Annotated in this window: 20 protein-coding genes; 6 read left to right on the plus strand and 14 right to left on the minus strand. The window is 62.7% G+C overall.

All coding sequences use genetic code 11. The features are described 5' to 3' along the window. Nucleotides 1-7 precede the first annotated feature (7 nt). The 6 genes from YH63_RS19300 to eno all read right to left on the minus strand — a co-directional run bounded on the left by YH63_RS19300 (nt 8) and on the right by eno (nt 6,211). On the minus strand, nt 8-1,420 hold the full coding sequence (locus YH63_RS19300) for a pyruvate dehydrogenase complex E1 component subunit beta (protein ID WP_046829920.1): 1,413 nt from the start codon (nt 1,418-1,420) through the stop codon (nt 8-10). A 13-nt stretch (nt 1,421-1,433) separates the two neighbouring features. Next, the gene (gene pdhA / locus YH63_RS19305; RefSeq protein ID WP_046829921.1) at nt 1,434-2,474 is read right to left on the minus strand and encodes a pyruvate dehydrogenase (acetyl-transferring) E1 component subunit alpha; all 1,041 of its coding nucleotides are present in this window, start codon (nt 2,472-2,474) and stop codon (nt 1,434-1,436) included. A 152-nt stretch (nt 2,475-2,626) separates the two neighbouring features. Further along, nucleotides 2,627-2,944, minus strand: coding sequence for an FtsB family cell division protein (locus YH63_RS19310; RefSeq protein ID WP_137325251.1), 318 nt, complete (start codon nt 2,942-2,944; stop codon nt 2,627-2,629). Nucleotides 2,945-3,009: 65 nt separating this feature from the next. Further along, on the minus strand, nt 3,010-3,561 hold the full coding sequence (locus YH63_RS19315) for an NADPH-dependent FMN reductase (protein WP_046829923.1): 552 nt from the start codon (nt 3,559-3,561) through the stop codon (nt 3,010-3,012). A gap of 111 nt (nt 3,562-3,672) precedes the next feature. Further along, the gene (locus YH63_RS19320) at nt 3,673-4,797 is read right to left on the minus strand and encodes a CaiB/BaiF CoA transferase family protein (protein ID WP_046829924.1); all 1,125 of its coding nucleotides are present in this window, start codon (nt 4,795-4,797) and stop codon (nt 3,673-3,675) included. Between the two features lie 130 nt (nt 4,798-4,927). Continuing rightward, nucleotides 4,928-6,211: a phosphopyruvate hydratase gene (gene eno, locus YH63_RS19325; RefSeq protein ID WP_137325252.1), complete on the minus strand. Its 1,284-nt coding sequence runs from the start codon at nt 6,209-6,211 to the stop codon at nt 4,928-4,930. Between the two features lie 139 nt (nt 6,212-6,350). Between eno and queF the strand changes: the two genes are divergently transcribed. Further along, nucleotides 6,351-6,830, plus strand: a complete 480-nt coding sequence (gene queF, locus YH63_RS19330; protein WP_046829926.1) for a preQ(1) synthase — start codon at nt 6,351-6,353, stop codon at nt 6,828-6,830. A gap of 143 nt (nt 6,831-6,973) precedes the next feature. Here queF and YH63_RS19335 read toward each other — a convergent pair whose 3' ends face one another. From YH63_RS19335 to YH63_RS19350, 4 genes are all read right to left on the minus strand, one after another. Continuing rightward, nucleotides 6,974-8,149: an MFS transporter gene (locus YH63_RS19335; protein ID WP_046829927.1), complete on the minus strand. Its 1,176-nt coding sequence runs from the start codon at nt 8,147-8,149 to the stop codon at nt 6,974-6,976. Nucleotides 8,150-8,192: 43 nt separating this feature from the next. Beyond that, nucleotides 8,193-9,044: a 3-deoxy-8-phosphooctulonate synthase gene (kdsA, locus tag YH63_RS19340; RefSeq protein WP_046829928.1), complete on the minus strand. Its 852-nt coding sequence runs from the start codon at nt 9,042-9,044 to the stop codon at nt 8,193-8,195. 66 nt (nt 9,045-9,110) lie between these two features. Then, nucleotides 9,111-9,983 (minus strand): VOC family protein, encoded by an 873-nt coding sequence (locus tag YH63_RS19345; RefSeq protein WP_046829929.1) that lies wholly within the window; start codon nt 9,981-9,983, stop codon nt 9,111-9,113. Nucleotides 9,984-10,005: 22 nt separating this feature from the next. Then, nucleotides 10,006-10,332, minus strand: coding sequence for an NIPSNAP family protein (locus tag YH63_RS19350; RefSeq protein ID WP_046829930.1), 327 nt, complete (start codon nt 10,330-10,332; stop codon nt 10,006-10,008). A gap of 138 nt (nt 10,333-10,470) precedes the next feature. Between YH63_RS19350 and YH63_RS19355 the strand changes: the two genes are divergently transcribed. Next, on the plus strand, nt 10,471-10,794 hold the full coding sequence (locus tag YH63_RS19355; RefSeq protein ID WP_046829931.1) for a PAAR domain-containing protein: 324 nt from the start codon (nt 10,471-10,473) through the stop codon (nt 10,792-10,794). Between the two features lie 9 nt (nt 10,795-10,803). On the opposite strand, the gene YH63_RS19360 is transcribed toward YH63_RS19355, so the two are convergent. The 4 genes from YH63_RS19360 to tpiA form a co-directional block, all read right to left on the minus strand. Next, on the minus strand, nt 10,804-11,571 hold the full coding sequence (locus YH63_RS19360) for a hypothetical protein (RefSeq protein ID WP_246658089.1): 768 nt from the start codon (nt 11,569-11,571) through the stop codon (nt 10,804-10,806). Between the two features lie 143 nt (nt 11,572-11,714). Next, entirely contained in the window at nt 11,715-13,346 is a 1,632-nt protein-coding gene (locus YH63_RS19365; protein ID WP_046829932.1) for a CTP synthase, read from the minus strand. Between the two features lie 180 nt (nt 13,347-13,526). After that, nucleotides 13,527-13,895, minus strand: coding sequence for a preprotein translocase subunit SecG (secG, locus tag YH63_RS19370; protein WP_046829933.1), 369 nt, complete (start codon nt 13,893-13,895; stop codon nt 13,527-13,529). Nucleotides 13,896-14,029: 134 nt separating this feature from the next. Next, complete coding sequence (tpiA, locus tag YH63_RS19375) at nt 14,030-14,785, minus strand: triose-phosphate isomerase (RefSeq protein WP_046829934.1); 756 nt, start codon at nt 14,783-14,785, stop codon at nt 14,030-14,032. Nucleotides 14,786-15,080: 295 nt separating this feature from the next. Here tpiA and YH63_RS19380 point away from each other — a divergent pair, with 295 nt between their 5' ends. The 4 genes from YH63_RS19380 to moaC are packed head-to-tail and all read left to right on the plus strand — an operon-like array spanning nt 15,081 to nt 19,392. Continuing rightward, entirely contained in the window at nt 15,081-16,976 is a 1,896-nt protein-coding gene (locus tag YH63_RS19380) for a peptidylprolyl isomerase (protein WP_046829935.1), read from the plus strand. A 54-nt stretch (nt 16,977-17,030) separates the two neighbouring features. Next, a complete protein-coding gene (gene trpD, locus YH63_RS19385; RefSeq protein ID WP_046829936.1) occupies nt 17,031-18,044 on the plus strand; it encodes an anthranilate phosphoribosyltransferase in 1,014 nt (337 codons plus the stop codon). Between the two features lie 13 nt (nt 18,045-18,057). Then, nucleotides 18,058-18,879, plus strand: coding sequence for an indole-3-glycerol phosphate synthase TrpC (trpC, locus tag YH63_RS19390; RefSeq protein ID WP_046829937.1), 822 nt, complete (start codon nt 18,058-18,060; stop codon nt 18,877-18,879). Between the two features lie 3 nt (nt 18,880-18,882). Continuing rightward, nucleotides 18,883-19,392, plus strand: coding sequence for a cyclic pyranopterin monophosphate synthase MoaC (gene moaC, locus YH63_RS19395; RefSeq protein WP_083992734.1), 510 nt, complete (start codon nt 18,883-18,885; stop codon nt 19,390-19,392). Nucleotides 19,393-19,395: the final 3 nt, after the last annotated feature.

Here is a 19,395-nt window from a genome sequence, read left to right on the forward strand (position 1 = left end):
TGCTCTCTCAGCGATAACAAACGGCTTTGGCAGCGGCGACGACTTCCGCCACCGTCGGCAGCGCAAGCTTCTCGAGGTTGGCGGCGTAAGGCATCGGCACGTCCTTGCCCGACACGCGCGCAACAGGCGCGTCGAGGTAGTCGAACGCCTGCTCCATGATCCGCGCCGCTATTTCCGCGCCGACGCCGGACTGCTGCCAGCCTTCCTCGACCGCAACCGCGCGTCCGGTCTTCTTCACCGAGTTGATGATCGTCTCGGTATCAAGCGGACGCAGCGTGCGCAGATCGATGACCTCGGCCTCGATGCCTTCCTTGGCGAGTTCATCGGCGGCGTTCAGCGCGTAGGTCATGCCGTTCGACCATGCGACCAGCGTCACGTCCTTGCCGGCGCGCGCGATACGCGCCTTGCCGATCGGCACGACATAATCGTCGAGCTTCGGCACATCGCCGGTGTGACCGTAGAGAATTTCGTTTTCGAGAAAGATCACCGGGTTCGGATCGCGGATCGCGGCTTTCAGCAGGCCCTTCGCGTCCGCCGCCGAATATGGCGAGACGACTTTGAGGCCCGGGATCTGCGAGTACCATGCCGAGTAATCCTGGCTGTGCTGGGCGGCGACGCGCGCAGCGGCGCCGTTCGGACCGCGGAACACGATGGAGCAGCCCATCTGGCCGCCGGACATGTACAGCGTCTTCGCCGCCGAGTTGATGATCTGGTCGATCGCCTGCATCGCGAAGTTGAACGTCATGAACTCCACGATGGGCTTGAGCCCGGCGAACGCCGCACCGACGCCGACGCCGGCGAAGCCGTGCTCGGTGATCGGCGTATCGATCACACGGCGCGCGCCGAATTCCTGCAACAGCCCCTGCGTGATCTTGTAGGCGCCCTGATACTCGGCGACCTCTTCGCCCATGATGAAGACGTCGCCGTCGCGGCGCATTTCCTCGGCCATGGCATCGCGGAGCGCCTCGCGCACCGTCATCTTCACCATCTCGGTGCCGGGCGGCACTTCCGGATCGGGCTCGACCGGCGCGGCGGGGGCTGCGACAGCAGCCGGAGCGCTGATCTGCGGCTTGCCTTCCCCGACAGGTGCACGGGACTCTTCAACTTCATGCTGAACATTAACGCTGGCTTCCGGGGCCTTTGCTGCCGGGGCCTTGCCCAGATCGGCGGCGCTTTCGCCGTCGCTCAGGATGGTGGCGATCGGCGTGTTGACCGCCACATCATTGGTGCCTTCGGCGACGAGGATTTTGCCGAGTGTCCCCTCGTCGGTGGCCTCGACTTCCATTGTGGCTTTGTCGGTTTCAATCTCGGCGATGACGTCGCCGGACTTGATGGCTTCGCCCTCTTTTTTCAGCCATTTGGAAAGGTTGCCCTTTTCCATCGTGGGGGAAAGCGCGGGCATCAGAACTTGAATCGGCATGGTGGCTCCGCACTTATCGGTAGATGTCGGTGTAAAGCTCGGACGCGTCAGGCTCCGGATCGCGCTGCGCGAAATCCGCGGAGTCATTGACGATCTCACGCACCTCAGCGTCGATCGCCTTCAGCTCCTGCTCGGTGACCTTCATCTCCAGCAAGCGAAGACGAACCTGCTCGATCGGATCGGAATCGTGCCGTACCTTGTCCACTTCCTCGCGCGTGCGATACTTCGCAGGATCGGACATCGAGTGACCGCGATAGCGATAGGTCTGCATTTCAAGAATGTAGGGGCCCTTGCCTGCGCGGCACCACGCCACAGCTTCGTCGCCCGCAGCCTTGACGGCGCGCACATCCATGCCGTCGACCTGTTTGCCGGGAATGTTGAACGACACTCCGCGCCTGGAGAAATCAGTCTGCGCCGACGAGCGCGTGACCGATGTGCCCATGGCGTAGCGGTTGTTCTCGATGACGTAGATGACGGGAAGCTTCCACAGCTCCGCCATGTTGAAGCTTTCGTAGACCTGTCCTTGATTGGCCGCGCCGTCGCCGAAATAGGCAACGCTGACATGATCGTTGTCGCGGTAGCGGTTGGCGAAGGCCAGCCCCGTTCCGAGGGAGACTTGCGCGCCGACGATGCCGTGTCCGCCGTAGAAGGCCTTCTCCTTGCTGAACATGTGCATGGAGCCGCCCTTGCCTTTGGAATATCCGCTCCTGCGGCCGGTCAGTTCGGCCATCACGCCCCTGGCTTCCATGCCGCATGCGAGCATGTGACCGTGATCGCGGTAACCGGTGATGACCTGATCGCCGGGCTTAAGCGCCAGCTGCATTCCGACAACGATGGCTTCCTGTCCGATGTACAGATGGCAGAAGCCGCCGATTGCGCCCATTCCGTAGAGTTGCCCGGCCTTCTCTTCAAAACGGCGGATCAGCATCATCTCGCGGAACGCGTGAAGCTCCTGTTCCTTGGTGAACTTGAGATTCGTCGGATGACGGGAGCCGTTACCGGCGTCCTGTGTGGCCGTTTTCTTCGCTGTTGCCGATTTTTTGTCAGACGACATGGCTTGTCCGGATGAGAGAGCGGGTATTCAACCTCTACCCTAACTCACATCGCCATGAAAAGGATCGCGTGCGCGAACACGTTGCGCATCTATGACGCAATGCAGCGACAGCAACTTTACAATCCAAACAGCGAGATTTTTGAAATTTGAAACTAGTTCTGACCGATCTTCCGCACGAGATCACGCGAATGCACGTACTCGAGCTGGTAGCGTGCGCGTTCGTCGAGCATGTCGGGATCGACTCGGTCCGAACGGAGCAGCGAGACGCGCTGTTCCGCCGCCACGCGCTCGGCCTTCAACCGGGCAAGTTCTTTAGTCAGCAACACGATCTCTTGATCAAGCTCCTGCCTAGCATTGAGGCCATACTTGCCCGTGTAGGCATTGACCCCAAAATAGGCAATCAACGCGGCCGCGATCGCGTAAAGCGCGAGGCCGGTCATGATTGCTTTGAGTCGCGTGCGTGAGACCATACCCGCACGATGCGACAGCCCGGTTAACCTATCGCTAACAACCGGGCTGCCTCACCTCAGCGAAGTCACTTCTTGTGCTTGTCGACCCATGCCGCGAAGGCATCAGCGTACTGCCTCAAGACCTTTTCAAGGGCTTCCTTGACCAGGTTGCCCTTGTCGTCGAATGCGTCACCGACCCCGTTCAGATAGATTTCCGGCTGCTGCATGATCGGGCCGCTGTAGCCCGGAAGACTCTGCTTGAGGTTCATCGCTGCGCAAACGCCCCCGAGCGCGCCCGGCGAATTGGCCACGATGCCAATCGGCCGGCCAAGGAACGAACTCTTGCCGGGCGGTCGCGAACCGACATCGATGGCGTTTTTCAGCACGCCGGGGATGGAACGATTGTATTCCGGCGTGACGAACAGAACCGCGTCGGACTTCTGAATCGTCTCGCGAAACGAAACCCAGTCCGCCGGCGGCGTCGCTTCCAGATCCTGATTGAAGAACGACAGGCCATGAAGCGTCACGATCTCGAGCTTGAGCGAGGGCGGCGCGAGCTTGGCAAGCGCATGGGCGACCTTGAGCGTAAACGACTCCTTGCGGAGGCTGCCGACAACGACGGCAACGGTATGGGCCATGAGAACATCCTTTCAGCAACGGCAACAGAACACCGGGCAGCCCGGCTTACCCTTGGGACAAAAAGCATGCAAGTGCATTAACTTCGAATAGCGGGATCGTGTCCCCGCAGGCTAACCCAGCAACTCGTCGTTGTGCTGCCCAAGCCGGGGCGCGCCGGAGCGCGGATGCGGGCGCTCGCCGTCGAAGGAAATCGGCAGACCCACCACCGGCAGATCGCTGCCGGGCAATGTGCGCATCAGATCGGACGCCTGGAACTGTTCGGTCTGTGACAATTCCACGATGGTATTGACCGGACTGCACGGCACGCCCACCGCCTCGAATGCCGCAAGCCACTCGGCGCGCTTTTTCGTCAGCAGCACCGGCTTCAACAAACCGATCAGGATGTCCCGGTGGACAAACCGGTCGCGGCCGCGCGCGAACCGCGGATCGGTGCACCATTCGGGAAATCCGAGCACCGTGGCCAGTTTGTGAAACAACCGGTCATAACCGGCGGCGATGACAAGCGGATGATCGGCGGTTTCGAACGCCTGATACGGCACGATGGTTGGCGTCGCCGCGCCCGTTCGCGGCGAGAGTTCCTGCGTCACGTGATAGGTCGCCAGCGATGAATCCACCCACGACGCCGCGCTGTCGAGCAGCGAGGTATCGATCACGCAGCCTTGTCCCGTGACATGACGCTGTTGCAGCGCGCCCAGCGCACCGATCACGCACCACTGCGCGGTCGCCTTGTCGTTGATCGCGGGCGCGCAGAATGTCGGCGGATCTTCGTGGCGGCCGGTCTGCATCATCACGCCGCCGAACGCCTGAAGCAGCGGATCGAATCCCGGCGCTTTCGACAGCGGCCCCTTCGGCCCGAACGCCCAGATCGAGCAGTAAATTAATCGCGGGTTGATCGCGCGCATGTGCTCGGGGCCGATGCCGAGATCGTTGACCACACCCGAGCGAAGATTCTGGATCAGGATGTCGGCATCGCGCACCAGAACTTTGAGCTTCTCGATGTCGGCTGCGTTCTTCATGTCGAGGGTCACCGACCGCTTGTTGCGGTTGGTGACGTGGAACATGATCGACGCTTCTTCAATGAAGGGAGGCCCCCAGCTTCGCGCGTCGTCGCCGCCGTCGGGTTTCTCGATCTTGATGACGTCCGCGCCCATGTCCGCGAGGATCGCGCCGGCGAGTGGACCTGCGAGCGCCTGCCCGATCTCGATGACTTTAATTCCAGCAAGCGGACCGTTCATGGGGCGTATCTCCTGTGGTTCATTTTCTTGAACGCTACTCAAGCGACAGCGGCCCGCCAAAGCAAGCCGCTCGCTTGATAAGAAAGAGAAACCCAGCGATGCGTCGTCGCGCCTTCCAATAAGGCGCGGTTTACGCCAGCGCCTTGAGCGCCGACCGGCCCGCGTAGATCGCCTGGTTGCCGAGTTCCTGCTCGATCCGCAGCAACTGGTTGTATTTCGCCGTGCGGTCCGCACGCGCCAGCGATCCGGTCTTGATCTGACCGCAGTTGGTGGCGACGGCGAGATCGGCGATGGTCGAGTCCTCGGTTTCACCCGAACGATGCGACATCACGGCGGTGTAGGCGGCCTTGTGCGCCATCTCGACGGCGGCGAGCGTCTCGGTCAGCGAGCCGATCTGGTTGACCTTCACCAGAATGGAATTTCCGAGACCCTTCTTGATGCCGTCAGCGAGGCGCGTGACGTTGGTCACGAACAGATCGTCACCGACGAGCTGGCACTTCGATCCGATCAGATCGGTCAGTTCCTTCCAGCCGTCCATGTCGTCTTCCGCCATGCCGTCTTCGATGGAGACGATCGGATAGCGCGAGACCAGGTCCGCAAGGTACTTTGCCTGCTCCGAGCGCGAGCGGGTTTTCTTTTCGCCTTCATAGACGTACGAGCCGTTCTTGAAGAATTCGGTGGAGGCGCAGTCGAGCGCCAGCATGACGTCGCCGCCGGCCTTGTAACCAGCCTTGGCAATCGCGCTCATGACGAAATCAAGTGCTGCGTCCGCCGACGGCAGGTTAGGCGCGAAACCGCCTTCGTCACCGACATTGGTGTTGTGACCGGCCTTCATCAACTCGGACTTCAGCGTGTGGAAAATCTCGGCCCCGCAACGCAGGCCTTCCGAGAAGCTCTTCGCGCCGACCGGCATCACCATGATTTCCTGAAAATCGATCGGATTGTCCGCGTGCACGCCGCCATTGATGATGTTCATCATCGGCACCGGGAGGGTCCGCGCCGAGGTTCCGCCAACGTAACGATAGAGCGGCATGCCGAGCGATTCCGCCGCAGCCTTCGCGACGGCCAGCGACACACCGAGAATGGCGTTGGCGCCGAGCCGGCTCTTGTTCGGTGTGCCGTCCAGATCAATCATGGTCTGGTCGATCTGAACCTGCTGCTCGGCTTCCATGCCGCCGATGGCATCGAAAATCTCGCCGTTGACCGCCTCTACGGCTTTCTGCACGCCCTTGCCGAGATAGCGGCCCTTGTCGCCGTCGCGCAGTTCCACAGCCTCATGTGCACCCGTGGACGCGCCCGACGGAACGGCGGCGCGGCCCATCGAACCGTCTTCCAGCACCACATCGACTTCGACGGTCGGATTGCCGCGGCTGTCAAGAATTTCGCGGCCGATGATGTCGACGATAGCGGTCATGTGCACCCTCTCAGGACGTGGGATTGAAGATTGGGGCAGCTTCTACAGGAACGCGCCCCTCGGGAAAAGACCATCCGAAGTCTTTGATCCCGTGACGTTTTGGTCCGGAATCGCTATCAGGGGATAAATGGAGATACCGATGTCCAGAAAGCCCCGCATCACCAAGGCCGCTGCTTCCTCGCTGCAACTCGGCCAGCAGGTCGAAACGCCCGCCTCGCCGGAGCAGGCGCTGCTCGACCGCGTGCCCAATCCGCACTCCGACACGAACTACGTCGCACGGTTCACAATGCCGGAATTCACCTCGATCTGCCCGGTCACCGGCCAGCCGGACTTCGCAATTCTCGTTATCGACTACGTGCCAAACAAGTGGCTCGTGGAGTCGAAGTCCCTCAAACTCTATCTCAACAGCTTCCGCAACGTCGGCTCGTTCCACGAAGACTGCACGGTGTCCATCGGCAAGCGGCTAACGAAACTGCTGGCGCCGCGTTGGCTGCGCATCGGCGGATATTTCTACCCGCGCGGGGGGATGCCGATCGACGTTTTCTGGCAGGCCGGAAAACTGCCGGCGAATGTCTGGGTGCCGGATCAGGGCGTCGCGCCGTATCGCGGGCGGGGGTGAACCCCGCGATGTCATGGCCGGGCTTGTCCCGGCCATCTCGATTCACTGAGCACAGCGATCAAGTCATCGGGATCACCGGGACATAGGCGAGCGAAGCGACGCCGTGCTTCGGACAGCTATGCCCGGTGATGACAACTTGAATTCTAAATATCGACCATCTCCGCCGGCTTCTGATGCAGCAGCCGTGCGGCTACAATTCCCAGCACGAGAATGGCGGTCGCGCTCAGGATCAGCGTCGGCATTTTGCCGATATGCGATATCCCGAAACCGTACACGATCGGTCCCACCGCCTGCCCCATGAAAAAGCAGAAGGCATGGAGCGACAGCGCCGAGGCGCGCGCCTCGGGCGCGAGATCGCTTGAGAACACCTGCAGCGACCCGTGCAGCGAGTAGAAGCCCCAGCCCATGATGAGGAAAGAGATCGCCTGAATCTCCCAACGCGGTCCGAATGCGATAACCACAAACTGCAGCGCCATGATCGCCGCACCGCCCACCATCAATCCCCTGACGCCAAATCGCGGCAGCATGCGCGACACGCTCATGGTGTAGAACAACCCGCCCAATGCGAATGCGGCGATGACGACGCCCGGTATCGACGCGCGGGTCTCGCCGAGTTCGAACAGAAACGCGGCGACGAACGGGAAAAGCCCGAGAACGCAAAGTCCTTCGATGAAGACGGCGGTGAAACAGACGCGCGCATTGGGATTGCGCAGGATCGTGCGGTAGCCATCCTTGAGCGATTTGAAGCTGACCCCGCCTTTTGAGCTGGTAACGCCGCCGCGCCGGAATCCGATGAATACCGCCACCGACGCGACCACCATGATCGCGCCGAGAACCGCCAGAACGCCACGCCACCCGAGAAAATCACCGATCACGCCGGCGGCCGAGGAGCCCAGCAGATTTCCGGTCATTGCACCGGCCAGCACGCGGCTCAGCGCAACTTGCCTTTGCGCTGTCGGCACGAGATCGCCGGTCAGTCCAAATGCAATCGGGAACGTACCGCCTGCGGCGATGCCGACCAGAACGCGTGACAGGAACAGCATTTCGAACGATGTGGCCATCGCGCCGACGATATTGGCGGCGCCAAGCAGCACGAGGCACGCGATCATCAGCCGCGGTTTGCCGAACATGTCGGCGGCCGCGCCCAGGATCGGCTGCACGATCGCGAACGTCAGCGCGAAGACGGCCGACAGGCTCGCGGCTGTCGCAACGGTCACGCCGAAATCGCCGGCCACAAGCGGAAGCACCGGCTCCAGCGCGCGCGAGGACAGCGCGGATGCGAAGGTCGTGACTGCGATAATATTGAGAATCGGCAGCATCAGGGATTCAGTCGCCCTGCGAATGCCGCACGATGCGATGGCATCAACGTGTCTCGCTTTTGGCGAGCGCGTCGAAGGCCATCAGGTTCTTCACGAGCGCCTCGAAGTCCTTGAGCGGCACCATGTTCGGACCATCCGACGGCGCGTTGTCGGGATCGGGATGCGTTTCGATGAAGACGCCCGCCACGCCGACCGCGACCGCAGCGCGTGCCAGCACAGGCACGAACTCGCGTTCACCACCTGACGACGTTCCCTTGCCGCCGGGCTGCTGCACCGAATGGGTCGCGTCGAAGATCACCGGCGCGCCTGTGCTGCGCGCCAGGATCGGCAGCGCCCGCATATCGGACACCAGCGTGTTGTAGCCGAACGATGCGCCGCGCTCCGTGACCATGACATTCGGATTGCCGCCGCCGGTGACCTTGGCGACGACGTTGGCCATGTCCCACGGCGCGAGGAACTGACCCTTCTTGACGTTGACGACCTTGCCGGTGGCCGCAGCCGCCAGCAGCAGATCGGTCTGCCGACACAGGAACGCGGGAATTTGCAGAACGTCCACCGCTTCCGCAACGCGCGCGCACTGGTCGATCTCGTGCACATCGGTGAGTACCGGCAGGCCGAGCGTCGAGCGTATCTCCGCAAAAATCGGAAGCGCCTTGTCGAGACCCATGCCGCGCGCGCCCGATGCGCTGGTGCGGTTGGCCTTGTCGAACGAGGTCTTGTAGACGAGTCCGATCTTGAGACGCGCCGCGATCTCCTTCAGCGCGGAGGCGATTTCCAATCCATGCGCCCGGCTTTCCAGTTGGCATGGTCCGGCGATCACCGCCAATGGCAATGCGTTGCCGAATTTGACGTTGCCTGCGGAAACCACCGGAGCCGCGGAAATCTTGGCGTTCAAGGCATATCCCTTTTGCTGGAGCGGGTGACCATGCCGATGAGGCTGTGCCGGATCAAGTCCGGTTGGTCAAATCCCGGCCGGTGTCTCGAATATCAGGGTTGCGCCAAAGGCGGTCTCCGGCGGCACCACGAGCCGCCCGGTCTGCCGGTGTGACGCCACCCCGCCGGCCCTGAGCACACGTTCCAGCGCATCGATGTCCGGCACCGCAAGGCGCAGCCCCTTCAACGAGGCGCCCTCGCCGTCCAGTTTGGGCGCGGTTCCGAACTGATCGCGAAACGATACCGCTTCCATGATCTCGACATCGCCGCGCGGCGTCGCCGCGGTGACGCCGATCGAACTGGCATGCAGGTCACGCACGCCCGTATAGGCACTGAGGAAGATGTGATGATCGGTCGGATTGTCCGCGACGAGAACCGCACCGAGGACGCCGCTCGCGCCGTTGGCATGCTGCTGATAATCCGGCTTCCAGAAGGCGGCTGGATTATGCTGCTGACAGGCCGCGAAGCCCGTGTGCGGCGACAACGCATCGCGCGCAAAGGCCAGCGAGAAGCCCACCGTGGTGGTGCTTCCGTCGGGCAAGACGGCTTCGCGCGAAAACGGCAGTGCGCTTGAGGCGCCGATCCCCGACGCCTCGAAGTCCGCAACATCGACCTCGATGTCCGTGCTCTCCAGGATCAGCATCGAGAATCCATCGCCGCGGGCAATCGCATCGCGATTGGCGGCACCGAAGATTTGCGGCAATCCCTCGCCGACCAGCTTCTCTGGTTCGCCGACCGTCAGCACTTCGATGAAGAAATTGGGAAACTGCACCACATGATTGTGCGTCCCCCACGGATGTCTGTTGCGCGCGCCGACCTTGAAGCCGGCGCGCCGATAGAAATCCGCCGCCGCATCGAGGTCGCGAACGGCATGGACGATGTGATCGAGACCGCGAGCCATGATCGATGCGCGAGGTGCGCCCTCACTTCACCGAGGAGAATGCAGTCGGCGTCAGAAGCTGGCTGACGATGTTCTCGACGATCTGACCGTCCTTTTCGCTTTCCGCGCGCACCGAAAGCCAGGCGGGGTCGGTCATGAACGCGGTCCACTTCTGCTCGCGCTCGGCCAGCGACTCCCACGCCAGAAAATAGGTCAGTTCCTGATTGGACTGGCCAATCACCGTGGTGAAAAATCCGGCCTGACGGATGCCATGCTTTTCCCAGATTTTCAGCGTGTGGTTCTCGAAGCGCTTCAGCAAATTTGGAAGCCGCCCCGGAAGACAGCGATAGACACGCATTTCTTGGATCATAGTCATGGCCCCTATTGATTGAACGGCGCGCGAACGGCGCCGACTGACGTTATGCAGGCTCTCCCGATCCGGCATATAGTCGCCTGCCCGGCAGGTTATCAAGCGCTTCCCGGGCATGCGCCCCATACGAGGTTTATCATGCGGACCATGCTGTTGTGCCCGATCCTTGTCGCCGCGATTCTTTCGGGCTCGGCATATGCGCAAACACCCGGCGTGGTCACAGGCGGCGCGGACGGCGTCACCTTCAACGGCAAGCCCGCCGCACGTCAGGGCGACACGACCAGCGACGGCAGCGTGATTGTCGAAGGATCTCCGAACGTCTTCATCAACGGCAAGCCCGCGGCCGTCATGAGCGGCAAGACTGGATGCGGCGGCGTTGTCGTCGGCGGCGCAGGCGGCATTTATATCAACGGGAAACCGGCAGCCCGCACCGGCGATCAGACGTCGGGATGCCCGAAGTAAGGTCGTGCGTCAGCGTCCGGCGTAGCGAGCCGTTGTCAGGTTCAGATCGAACGCCTCTTTCTCGGTGAGCCAGCGGATGTCCTTGCTCGCCGTCATTGCCTGCATGATCGACGGCGAAACACCCATGCGCGTCATGTAGTCGAGGATCATACCGGTGGTCTGCTGGGTCCGCGCCACGAGATCGTTCGCGGACTCTTCACCGCGCGAGGACGTGCTGGAGAACTGGTGAACGCCGAGCGCGGAACGCGGCATGGCCTCGCGGACCTTGCCGCCCGCAAAAACGAACACGCATGCGCTGGCGCAGCGCGAGGGCTGTGGCCGGCTCTCGGAATTCACCTTCCCCACCACCGTCGTCAGTCCGCGGGATCGCACGACCGCACCCATGATGAGGCCCTGGTCGAGTGAGCCGCCCGGCGACGACAGGAAGATCACATCCCCGCTGGCCAGCTTGGCGGCATCAAGTTGTTCGCGAAACCAGCTCGCGGAGGCCGGGCCGATCCTGCCCGCAATCGCAAGCGCCTTGCGCCCGTCCGCCATGTTGACCGCCGATGCCGTCATGCTGGGCGAACCGAAAAAGTCTTTCCAGTAGGACCACGCTCCCGGCGACGAAATATCCCGATAAGCGGGGATGAGGACCCCCGCCAACAAGAGACCAGCGAAGACGATCGACGCCAGCATCCCCCAGATGCGGCCGCGCCGCGCACCTGCCTGTGGCTGTGCCTGCTGATCCGGTGACTCGGATTGGTGCGGTTGCTGTGACGGCGCGCCCCACGGCATAGGTACGTCCGTCCGATTGCTTTCGCTCGGAGCGGACCTTGTCCGCGCGGAACCGGTTTCCGGCACGGAGCCTTTTGCAGATTGTCGCCGTTCGGCTTCAGTCATCGCTCATCCTGAGACATCCCTGGCAGAGACGCCCGGGATCAGAACAGCCGGCTCTGGACCATCGCCGCCTGCACAAACGACGCGAACAGTGGATGCGGCTCGAACGGGCGCGATTTAAGTTCGGGATGATACTGCACGCCGATGAACCACGGATGATCCTCGTATTCGACGATCTCCGGCAGCACCCCGTCAGGCGACAATCCCGAGAAGCGCAGGCCATGCTGTTCGAGGCGATCCTTGTAGGCGGTATTGACCTCGTAGCGATGCCGATGCCGCTCTGAAATCTCCAGCGCGCCGCCATAGACTCCGGAAACGCGGCTGCCCTTCTTCAGGGCTGCCGGATACGCGCCGAGCCGCATGGTGCCGCCGAGATCGCCCGCCTTGTTGCGCTTCTCAAGTTCATTGCCGCGCAGCCATTCGGTCATCAGACCGACCAGCGGCTCCTTCGTCGGACCGAATTCCGTCGAGTTGGCGTCTTCGATTCCGACCAGATTACGCGCGGCCTCGATCACCGCCATCTGCATGCCGAAGCAGATTCCGAAATACGGCACATCGCGCTCGCGCGCGAACTGCGCCGCACGGATCTTGCCTTCCGCACCACGCTGGCCGAATCCGCCCGGCACCAGAATGCCATTGACGTGTTCGAGGAACGGCGCGGGATCTTCGTTTTCGAAGACCTCGGATTCGATCCAGTCGAGATTGACCTTCACCTTGTTGGCGATGCCGCCGTGGGACAGCGCCTCGATCAGCGATTTGTAGGCGTCCTTCATGCCGGTGTACTTGCCGACGATGGCAATGTTCACCTCACCCTCGGGATTGCGGACGCGTTCGTTGATGACGTGCCAGCTTTGCAGCGAAGGCGGCTTGATGTCGACGATGCCGAACGCTGCGAGCACTTCGTCGTCGAGACCGGCCGCGTGATAGGCCTCGGGCACCGCATAAATGTTGTCGACGTCGCGCGCCTCGATCACGGCCGATTCGCGCACATTGCAGAACAGCGCCAGCTTGCGGCGCTCTTCCTTCGGAATCTCGCGGTCGGTCCGGCACAGCAGGATATCCGGCTGGATACCGATGGAGCGCAGCTCCTTGACCGAGTGCTGGGTCGGCTTTGTCTTGAGTTCTCCGGCACTTGGAATGTAGGGCAGAAGCGTCAGGTGAATGTAGATCACCTCACCGCGCGGCAGATCGTTCTTGACCTGACGGATTGCCTCGAAGAACGGCAGGCCCTCGATGTCGCCGACGGTGCCGCCGACTTCGCAGAGCACGAAGTCGTAGCCCTCGTTGCCGCCGAGGATGAATTCCTTGATCGCGTTGGTGACGTGCGGAATCACCTGCACCGTCGCGCCGAGATAATCGCCGCGGCGTTCCTTGTTCAGGATGTCCTGATAGATTCGGCCGGTGGTGATGTTGTCCTGCTTGGTGGCGGGACGGCCGGTGAAGCGCTCGTAGTGTCCGAGATCGAGATCGGTCTCGGCGCCGTCATCGGTCACGAACACTTCGCCGTGCTGATACGGCGACATCGTTCCGGGATCGAGATTGAGATAGGGATCGAGCTTGCGAAGGCGGACTTTGTAGCCTCGGGATTGCAGCACCGCGCCGAGCGCTGCTGAAGCCAGACCCTTGCCGAGCGAGGAGACCACGCCGCCGGTGATGAAAATGTACCGCGTCATGGGATTCTACCTTTAACTCCACCGCTGTGATTCGCAAAACTAAACGCACGCCCACGCGAGCAAATCACGACGCTGTGGGTGACTTCAAAATGTAAGTTCAGTCAGTGACTTGGAAGACTGCATTGAGACTTGCAGACAAGCGACGCGCGCATGACTGCAATTCCTGCCCCCAAAACAGCACTACTTCGACTGCGGCGCCTGCGGAGCGGACGGCGCTTCAGGCTTCTTCAGCGAGTCCAGCAAACCACCTGCCGGAGCCGCCGGAGCACCCGGCTGCGAGATCGGCGCTGGGCTGGTGCTGTTGATGATCGATGACGGCTTGCGCTCGTAGTTCGCAAGCCACGACAGAAACAGGCTGGTCACGAAGAAGCATGCCGCCAGGATTGCCGTGGTGCGGGTGAGCAGATTGGTCGTGCCGCGGCTGGACATGAAGCCGCCGCCTCCACCGCCGCCGATACCGAGGCCGCCGCCTTCCGAACGCTGCAACAGCACGACGCCGATCAGGCCAAGGACAAGCATGAGATGGATGACGATAATGACGGTCTGCATCGTTACCTTCCGTCACAAGCCACTGGCGCCGGCAGCCGGTCGCGTCGATGCTTGCGGGGGTTGAAGTTGCGCGGTCTGTACACGATTGCAGGGGTGATTGTCACCCCCGACAGACTGCTTGGCCTGAGGGCCATTTAGGGGCACGCGGCGGCAATCGCAAGGAAATCAACCGCTTTGAGGCTGGCGCCACCCACCAGAGCACCATCGACGTTGGCGACAGCCATCAGCTCGGCGGCATTCGAGGGCTTTACCGAGCCTCCGTAGAGAATCCGGACCTGATTACCCTCGCCGCTGAACCGATCCTTCAGCCGATCGCGGATAAGCTTATGGACTTCCTCGACATCTTTGGTTGTCGGGGTTCGCCCGGTTCCGATCGCCCAGACCGGCTCATAGGCGACGACCAGATTCGCGGCGGTCGCGCCGTCCGGAACCGACCCGGCGACCTGACGTCCGACCACTTCGAGGGTTTGTCCGGCGTCGCGCTCGGCCTGTGTTTCGCCGACGCAAACAATGGCGACGAGGCCTGCACGCCATGCCGCCTCGGCCTTGCCGCGGACCCGCGCATCCGTCTCGTGGTGATCCGTCCGGCGCTCGGAATGTCCCACGATAATGGCCGTCGCGCCTGCATCCGCCAGCATCTCGGCGGAAATATCGCCGGTATGCGCACCAGAGACTGCTGGGTGGCAGTCCTGCGCGCCGATGGCCACCTTCGATCCGATCACCACTGCGGCGGACGTGAACAGCAGCGTCGCCGGCGGGCAGATCAGCAAATCGGCCTTGCGCCAGACCGCCTCCGCACCCTGCCCGATGGCGGCAAGCTCATTCACCGCAGCCTTGAGGCCATTCATCTTCCAGTTCCCGGCGATCAGGGGGCGTCGCTTGTCGGTCATCGTTGATCTCGCATGACAATTGTTCGGTAATCGGCCGATCTGCGCTAGCAGAGGGCTCCTGCGGAAGCCAGTTCCAATGCCTGGTTTCCACATTGCGGGCTTGGATTGGCATGATCTTTTCCGAAAACCGGTTCCCACTTTTCGGGATTATGTCGTTAACCGCGCTGATGCGCCGCCGACAGCACGGTTGCTAGGGAACCGGCACCTCTTTATATGTTGGCGAAACAACGCGGTAACGCCCTCCGTGGCGACCCGCCCCACCCCCGAACATCAAGTTGGACCCATGCTCCGAGGAATGCGTAAAGCCTCATCGAATTGGCTCGGCAAGGCGGTTATGTCCGTCCTGTTCGGCGTGCTGATCATCAGTTTCGGTGTCTGGGGTATCGCCGACATCTTCAAGGGATTCGGACAGTCGTCTCTCGCCAAGGTCGGCAGCACCGAAATCACCACCGAGCAATTCCGAAACCTGTTCACCGACAGGGTGCAGCAGATCGGCCGCCGCTTCGGCCGGCCGCTGACGATGGAGCAGGCGCGCAACTTCGGTTTAGACCGCCAGGTGCTGCAGGACGTTATCTCCGACGCCGCGTTGGATGAGACCGCGCGCCGCATGGGTCTCGGACAGTCCGACGCCGACATCGTGCGCGCCATTCAGAACGAGCCTGCCTTCAAGGGTCTCGACGGCAAGTTCGAGCATGAGCGCTTTCTGCAGACGATCCGTCAGTCCGGCTACACCGAGCAGCGCTACATCGCCGAGCAGCGCAAAAACGCGACGCGCCGCCAGTTGACCGGGACGATCGTTGCCGGCCTCGAGCCGCCGAAAACACAGATCGAAGCCCTGGTCCGTTTCCAGAACGAGCAGCGCTCGGCGAACTACGTCAGGCTGACCGCCGCGCAGGCCGGCACCATCGACGCGCCCTCGCCCGAAACCTTCGCCACCTATTTCGAGGACCGCAAGCAACTGTTCCGGGCGCCGGAATATCGCAAGATCGCCGTGCTCACGCTGACACCGGATGACCTCGCGAAGTGGATCACGGTGTCCGACGACGACGCGAAGAAGGTTTTCGAACAGCGCCGCGAGCGATATGCGACGGCGGAACGCCGTCAGGTGCTTCAGATCCCGTTCCCGAATGTCGACGAGGCCAAGGCGGCGCGCGAGCGCATCACGGCTGGAATGTCGTTCGAGGATCTCGCCAAGGAGCGCAAGCTCACCACGGCCGACATCGACCTCGGCACGGTGGCGAAGACATCAATCGGCGATACAGCGATCGCAAATGCCGCGTTCGCCCTTGCGCCCGACACCGTCAGCGAGCCGGTCAAGGGGACGCTGACGACGGCCCTGCTGAAAGTCACCAAGATCGAGCCCGGCACCAACCCGACCTATGAGAGCGTCGCTCCCACGATCAAGCGCGAGATCGCGCTGGAGCGCGCGCGGGCGCAGCTGCAGGACCTGCACAACAAGATCGAGGACGAGCGCGGCGGCGGCGCGAATATCGCCGAAGCCGCCCAGAAGCTCGGGCTCAAGGCCATCACGATCGAAGCCGTCGATCGCTCCGGCCGCGGAACGGACGGCAAGCCGGTGACTGGCCTGCCGCAAGGCGTCGACATCATCGCGCCCGCGTTCGCCAGCAGCATCGGCGTCGAGAACGAGCCGTTGCAGTACAACGGCGGCGAGTTGTGGTTCGATGTCCTCGGCGTTACGCCGTCGCGCGACCGGACGCTCGACGAGGTGAAGGATCAGGTCGAGGCCCGTTGGCGCGACGAACAGATCTCGACCCGCCTGCGCGCCAAGGCAACCGAGATGGTCGGCAAGCTGGAAAAGGGCGCGGCCTTCGACGCCGAAGCTTCGGCTGCGGGAGTCAAGGTTGAGACGGCCAAGCTGTTCAAGCGCGACGCCGAAGCCAAGGATGTGCCCGAGCGGCTGGTCACGGCGGTGTTCCGCACCCCGAAGGACAGTGTCGGTCAGACCGAAGGCACCGGACCGAGCGAGTGGATCGTGTTCAAGGTCACCGACGTCGTTGTGCCGCCGGTCGATATGGCATCCGAGGACGTGAAGAAGCTGACCGAGAATCTGCGCCGCGCGGAAATGGAGGAGCAGCTTGGCGCCTACATCTCCAAGCTCGAAACCGAGGTCGGTGTCACCATCAACCAGAACGCGTTTGCCGTGGCGACCGGCGCGGCCTCGGCTCAATGATGAGCCTCAAAATCTAGGCTCATTCGAGCGGAAGTCACGTCAAGCGGAAGCCCCATGGACGACCTGAAAGCCATTATCGGAAAAGTCGCCACCGGCGCTGCCCTGTCGCGGGACGAGGCAGCAGCAGCGTTCGACCGCATGATGTCCGGCGAAGCGACGCCCTCGCAGATGGGCGCGCTGCTGATGGGCTTGCGCGTGCGCGGCGAGACGGTCGATGAGATCACCGGCGCAGTCTCTGCGATGCGCGCCAAGATGCTCACGGTGAAAGCGCCCGCCGACGCCGTGGACATCGTCGGCACCGGCGGCGATGGTTCGGGCTCCGTCAATGTCTCGACCTGCGCATCGTTCATTCTCGCGGGTGCAGGCGTCCCGGTCGCCAAGCACGGCAACCGCGCGCTGTCATCGAAATCGGGCGCAGCCGACGCGCTAGCCGCGCTCGGCGTCAATATCAACATCACGCCGGACGACGTGAGCCGCTGCATCGCAGAGGCGGGCATCGGATTCATGTTCGCGCCGACGCATCATCCGGCGATGAAAAATGTCGGCCCCACCCGCGTCGAACTCGCGACCCGCACCATCTTCAACCTGCTTGGACCGCTGTCCAATCCCGCCGGCGTCAAGCGGCAGATGGTCGGCGTGTTCTCGAAACATTGGGTGCAGCCGCTGGCGCAGGTGCTGAAGAACCTCGGCGCGGAATCCGCCTGGGTCGTGCACGGCTCCGACGGACTGGACGAGATCACCCTCACCGGCCCGACCTTCGTCGCTGCGCTAGAGAACGGCAGCATCCGCACGTTCGAAGTCACGCCCGAGGACGGCGGGTTGCCACGCGCCACCAGCGCCGAGCTCAAGGGCGGCGACGCTGAGGCCAACGGCAAGGCGCTTCGCGACGTGCTGGAGGGCAAGCAGAACGCCTACCGCAACGTCGCGCTTCTGAATGCCGCCGCAGCCCTCGTGGTTGCCGGCAAGGCCAAGGATCTGAAGGAAGGCGTTGCGCTCGGCACCAAGGCGCTGGACACTGGCGCGGCGGCGGACAGGCTCAAGCGCCTCGTCGCTGTCTCCAATGCTTGAGGAGCGATTACCTTTGTCGGACATCCTCGAAAAGATCGAAACCTACAAGCGCGAGGAAATCGCCGCCTCCAAGCGTGCGCTTCCGCTGGCCGAAGTCGAGGCGCGCGCCAAGGCCGCCTCCGCGCCGCGCGGTTTCGTCAACGCCATTCGCGGCAAGATCGCACGCGGTGACTATGCGTTGATCGCCGAGATCAAAAAGGCGTCTCCCTCGAAGGGACTCATTCGAGCCGACTTCGACCCTCCCGCTCTCGCCAAAGCTTACGAGGCCGGCGGCGCTGCGTGTCTTTCGGTGCTGACCGATACGCCATCGTTCCAGGGTTCGCTCGCATTCATGGTCGCCGCGCGCGCTGCGGTCTCGCTGCCGGTGCTGCGCAAGGATTTTATGTACGACACCTATCAGGTGGCAGAAGCCCGCGCGCATGGCGCCGACTGCATCCTGATCATCATGGCCGCGCTCGACGACACTGCGGCGAAGGATATCGAGGACGCAGCCTTCGCACACGGCATGGACGTGCTGCTGGAAGTTCACAATCGCGAGGAACTCGACCGCGCATTGAAGCTGCGCTCGCCGTTGCTCGGCGTGAACAACCGCAACCTGCGTACCTTCGAGACGACGCTGGCCACCAGCGAAGAACTCGCGCCGCTGATCCCGACGGATCGCATCAGCGTCGGCGAAAGCGGAATCTTCGCACCGGAGGATCTCGCGCGTCTCGCAAAGGTCGGCATGTCGACCTTCCTCGTCGGCGAAAGCCTGATGCGTCAGGCCGATGTGACGACCGCGACCCGCACCCTGCTCGCTCGTAACGACGCGCAACGCGCCACCGGGACGCGCTGAGCCGTGGCCAAAGAGAAATCAAAGAAGAAAGCAAGCGCCGCCCTTACCCACATCGATGCCAAGGGCGAAGCCCGCATGGTCGACGTGTCGGCCAAGCCGGACACCGAACGCGTGGCGGTGGCCGAAGGCCGTGTCATCATGACCCGCAAGACGCTTGATCTCATCGTCAAAGGCAACGCCGCCAAGGGCGACGTGCTGGGCACCGCGCGCGTCGCCGGCATCATGGCGGCGAAGCGCACGTCCGATCTCATTCCGCTTTGCCATCCATTGGCGCTGTCGAAAGTCACGCTCGACATCACACCCGACACCAAGCTGCCGGGCTGCCGCGTGCGCGCCACGGTGAAGGTCAAAGGCCCCACCGGCGTCGAGATGGAAGCGCTGACCGCCGTGTCGGTGGCGTGCCTCACCATCTACGACATGGTGAAGGCCGTGGAGCGCGGCATCCAGATCGAAGCCATCCGCCTGGTCGAGAAAAAGGGCGGAAAATCCGGTCACTACCTGGCCGATTACTGAGGA

Origin of the sequence: Afipia massiliensis, from assembly GCF_001006325.2 — a bacterium.
GTDB lineage: Bacteria > Pseudomonadota > Alphaproteobacteria > Rhizobiales > Xanthobacteraceae > Afipia > Afipia massiliensis_A.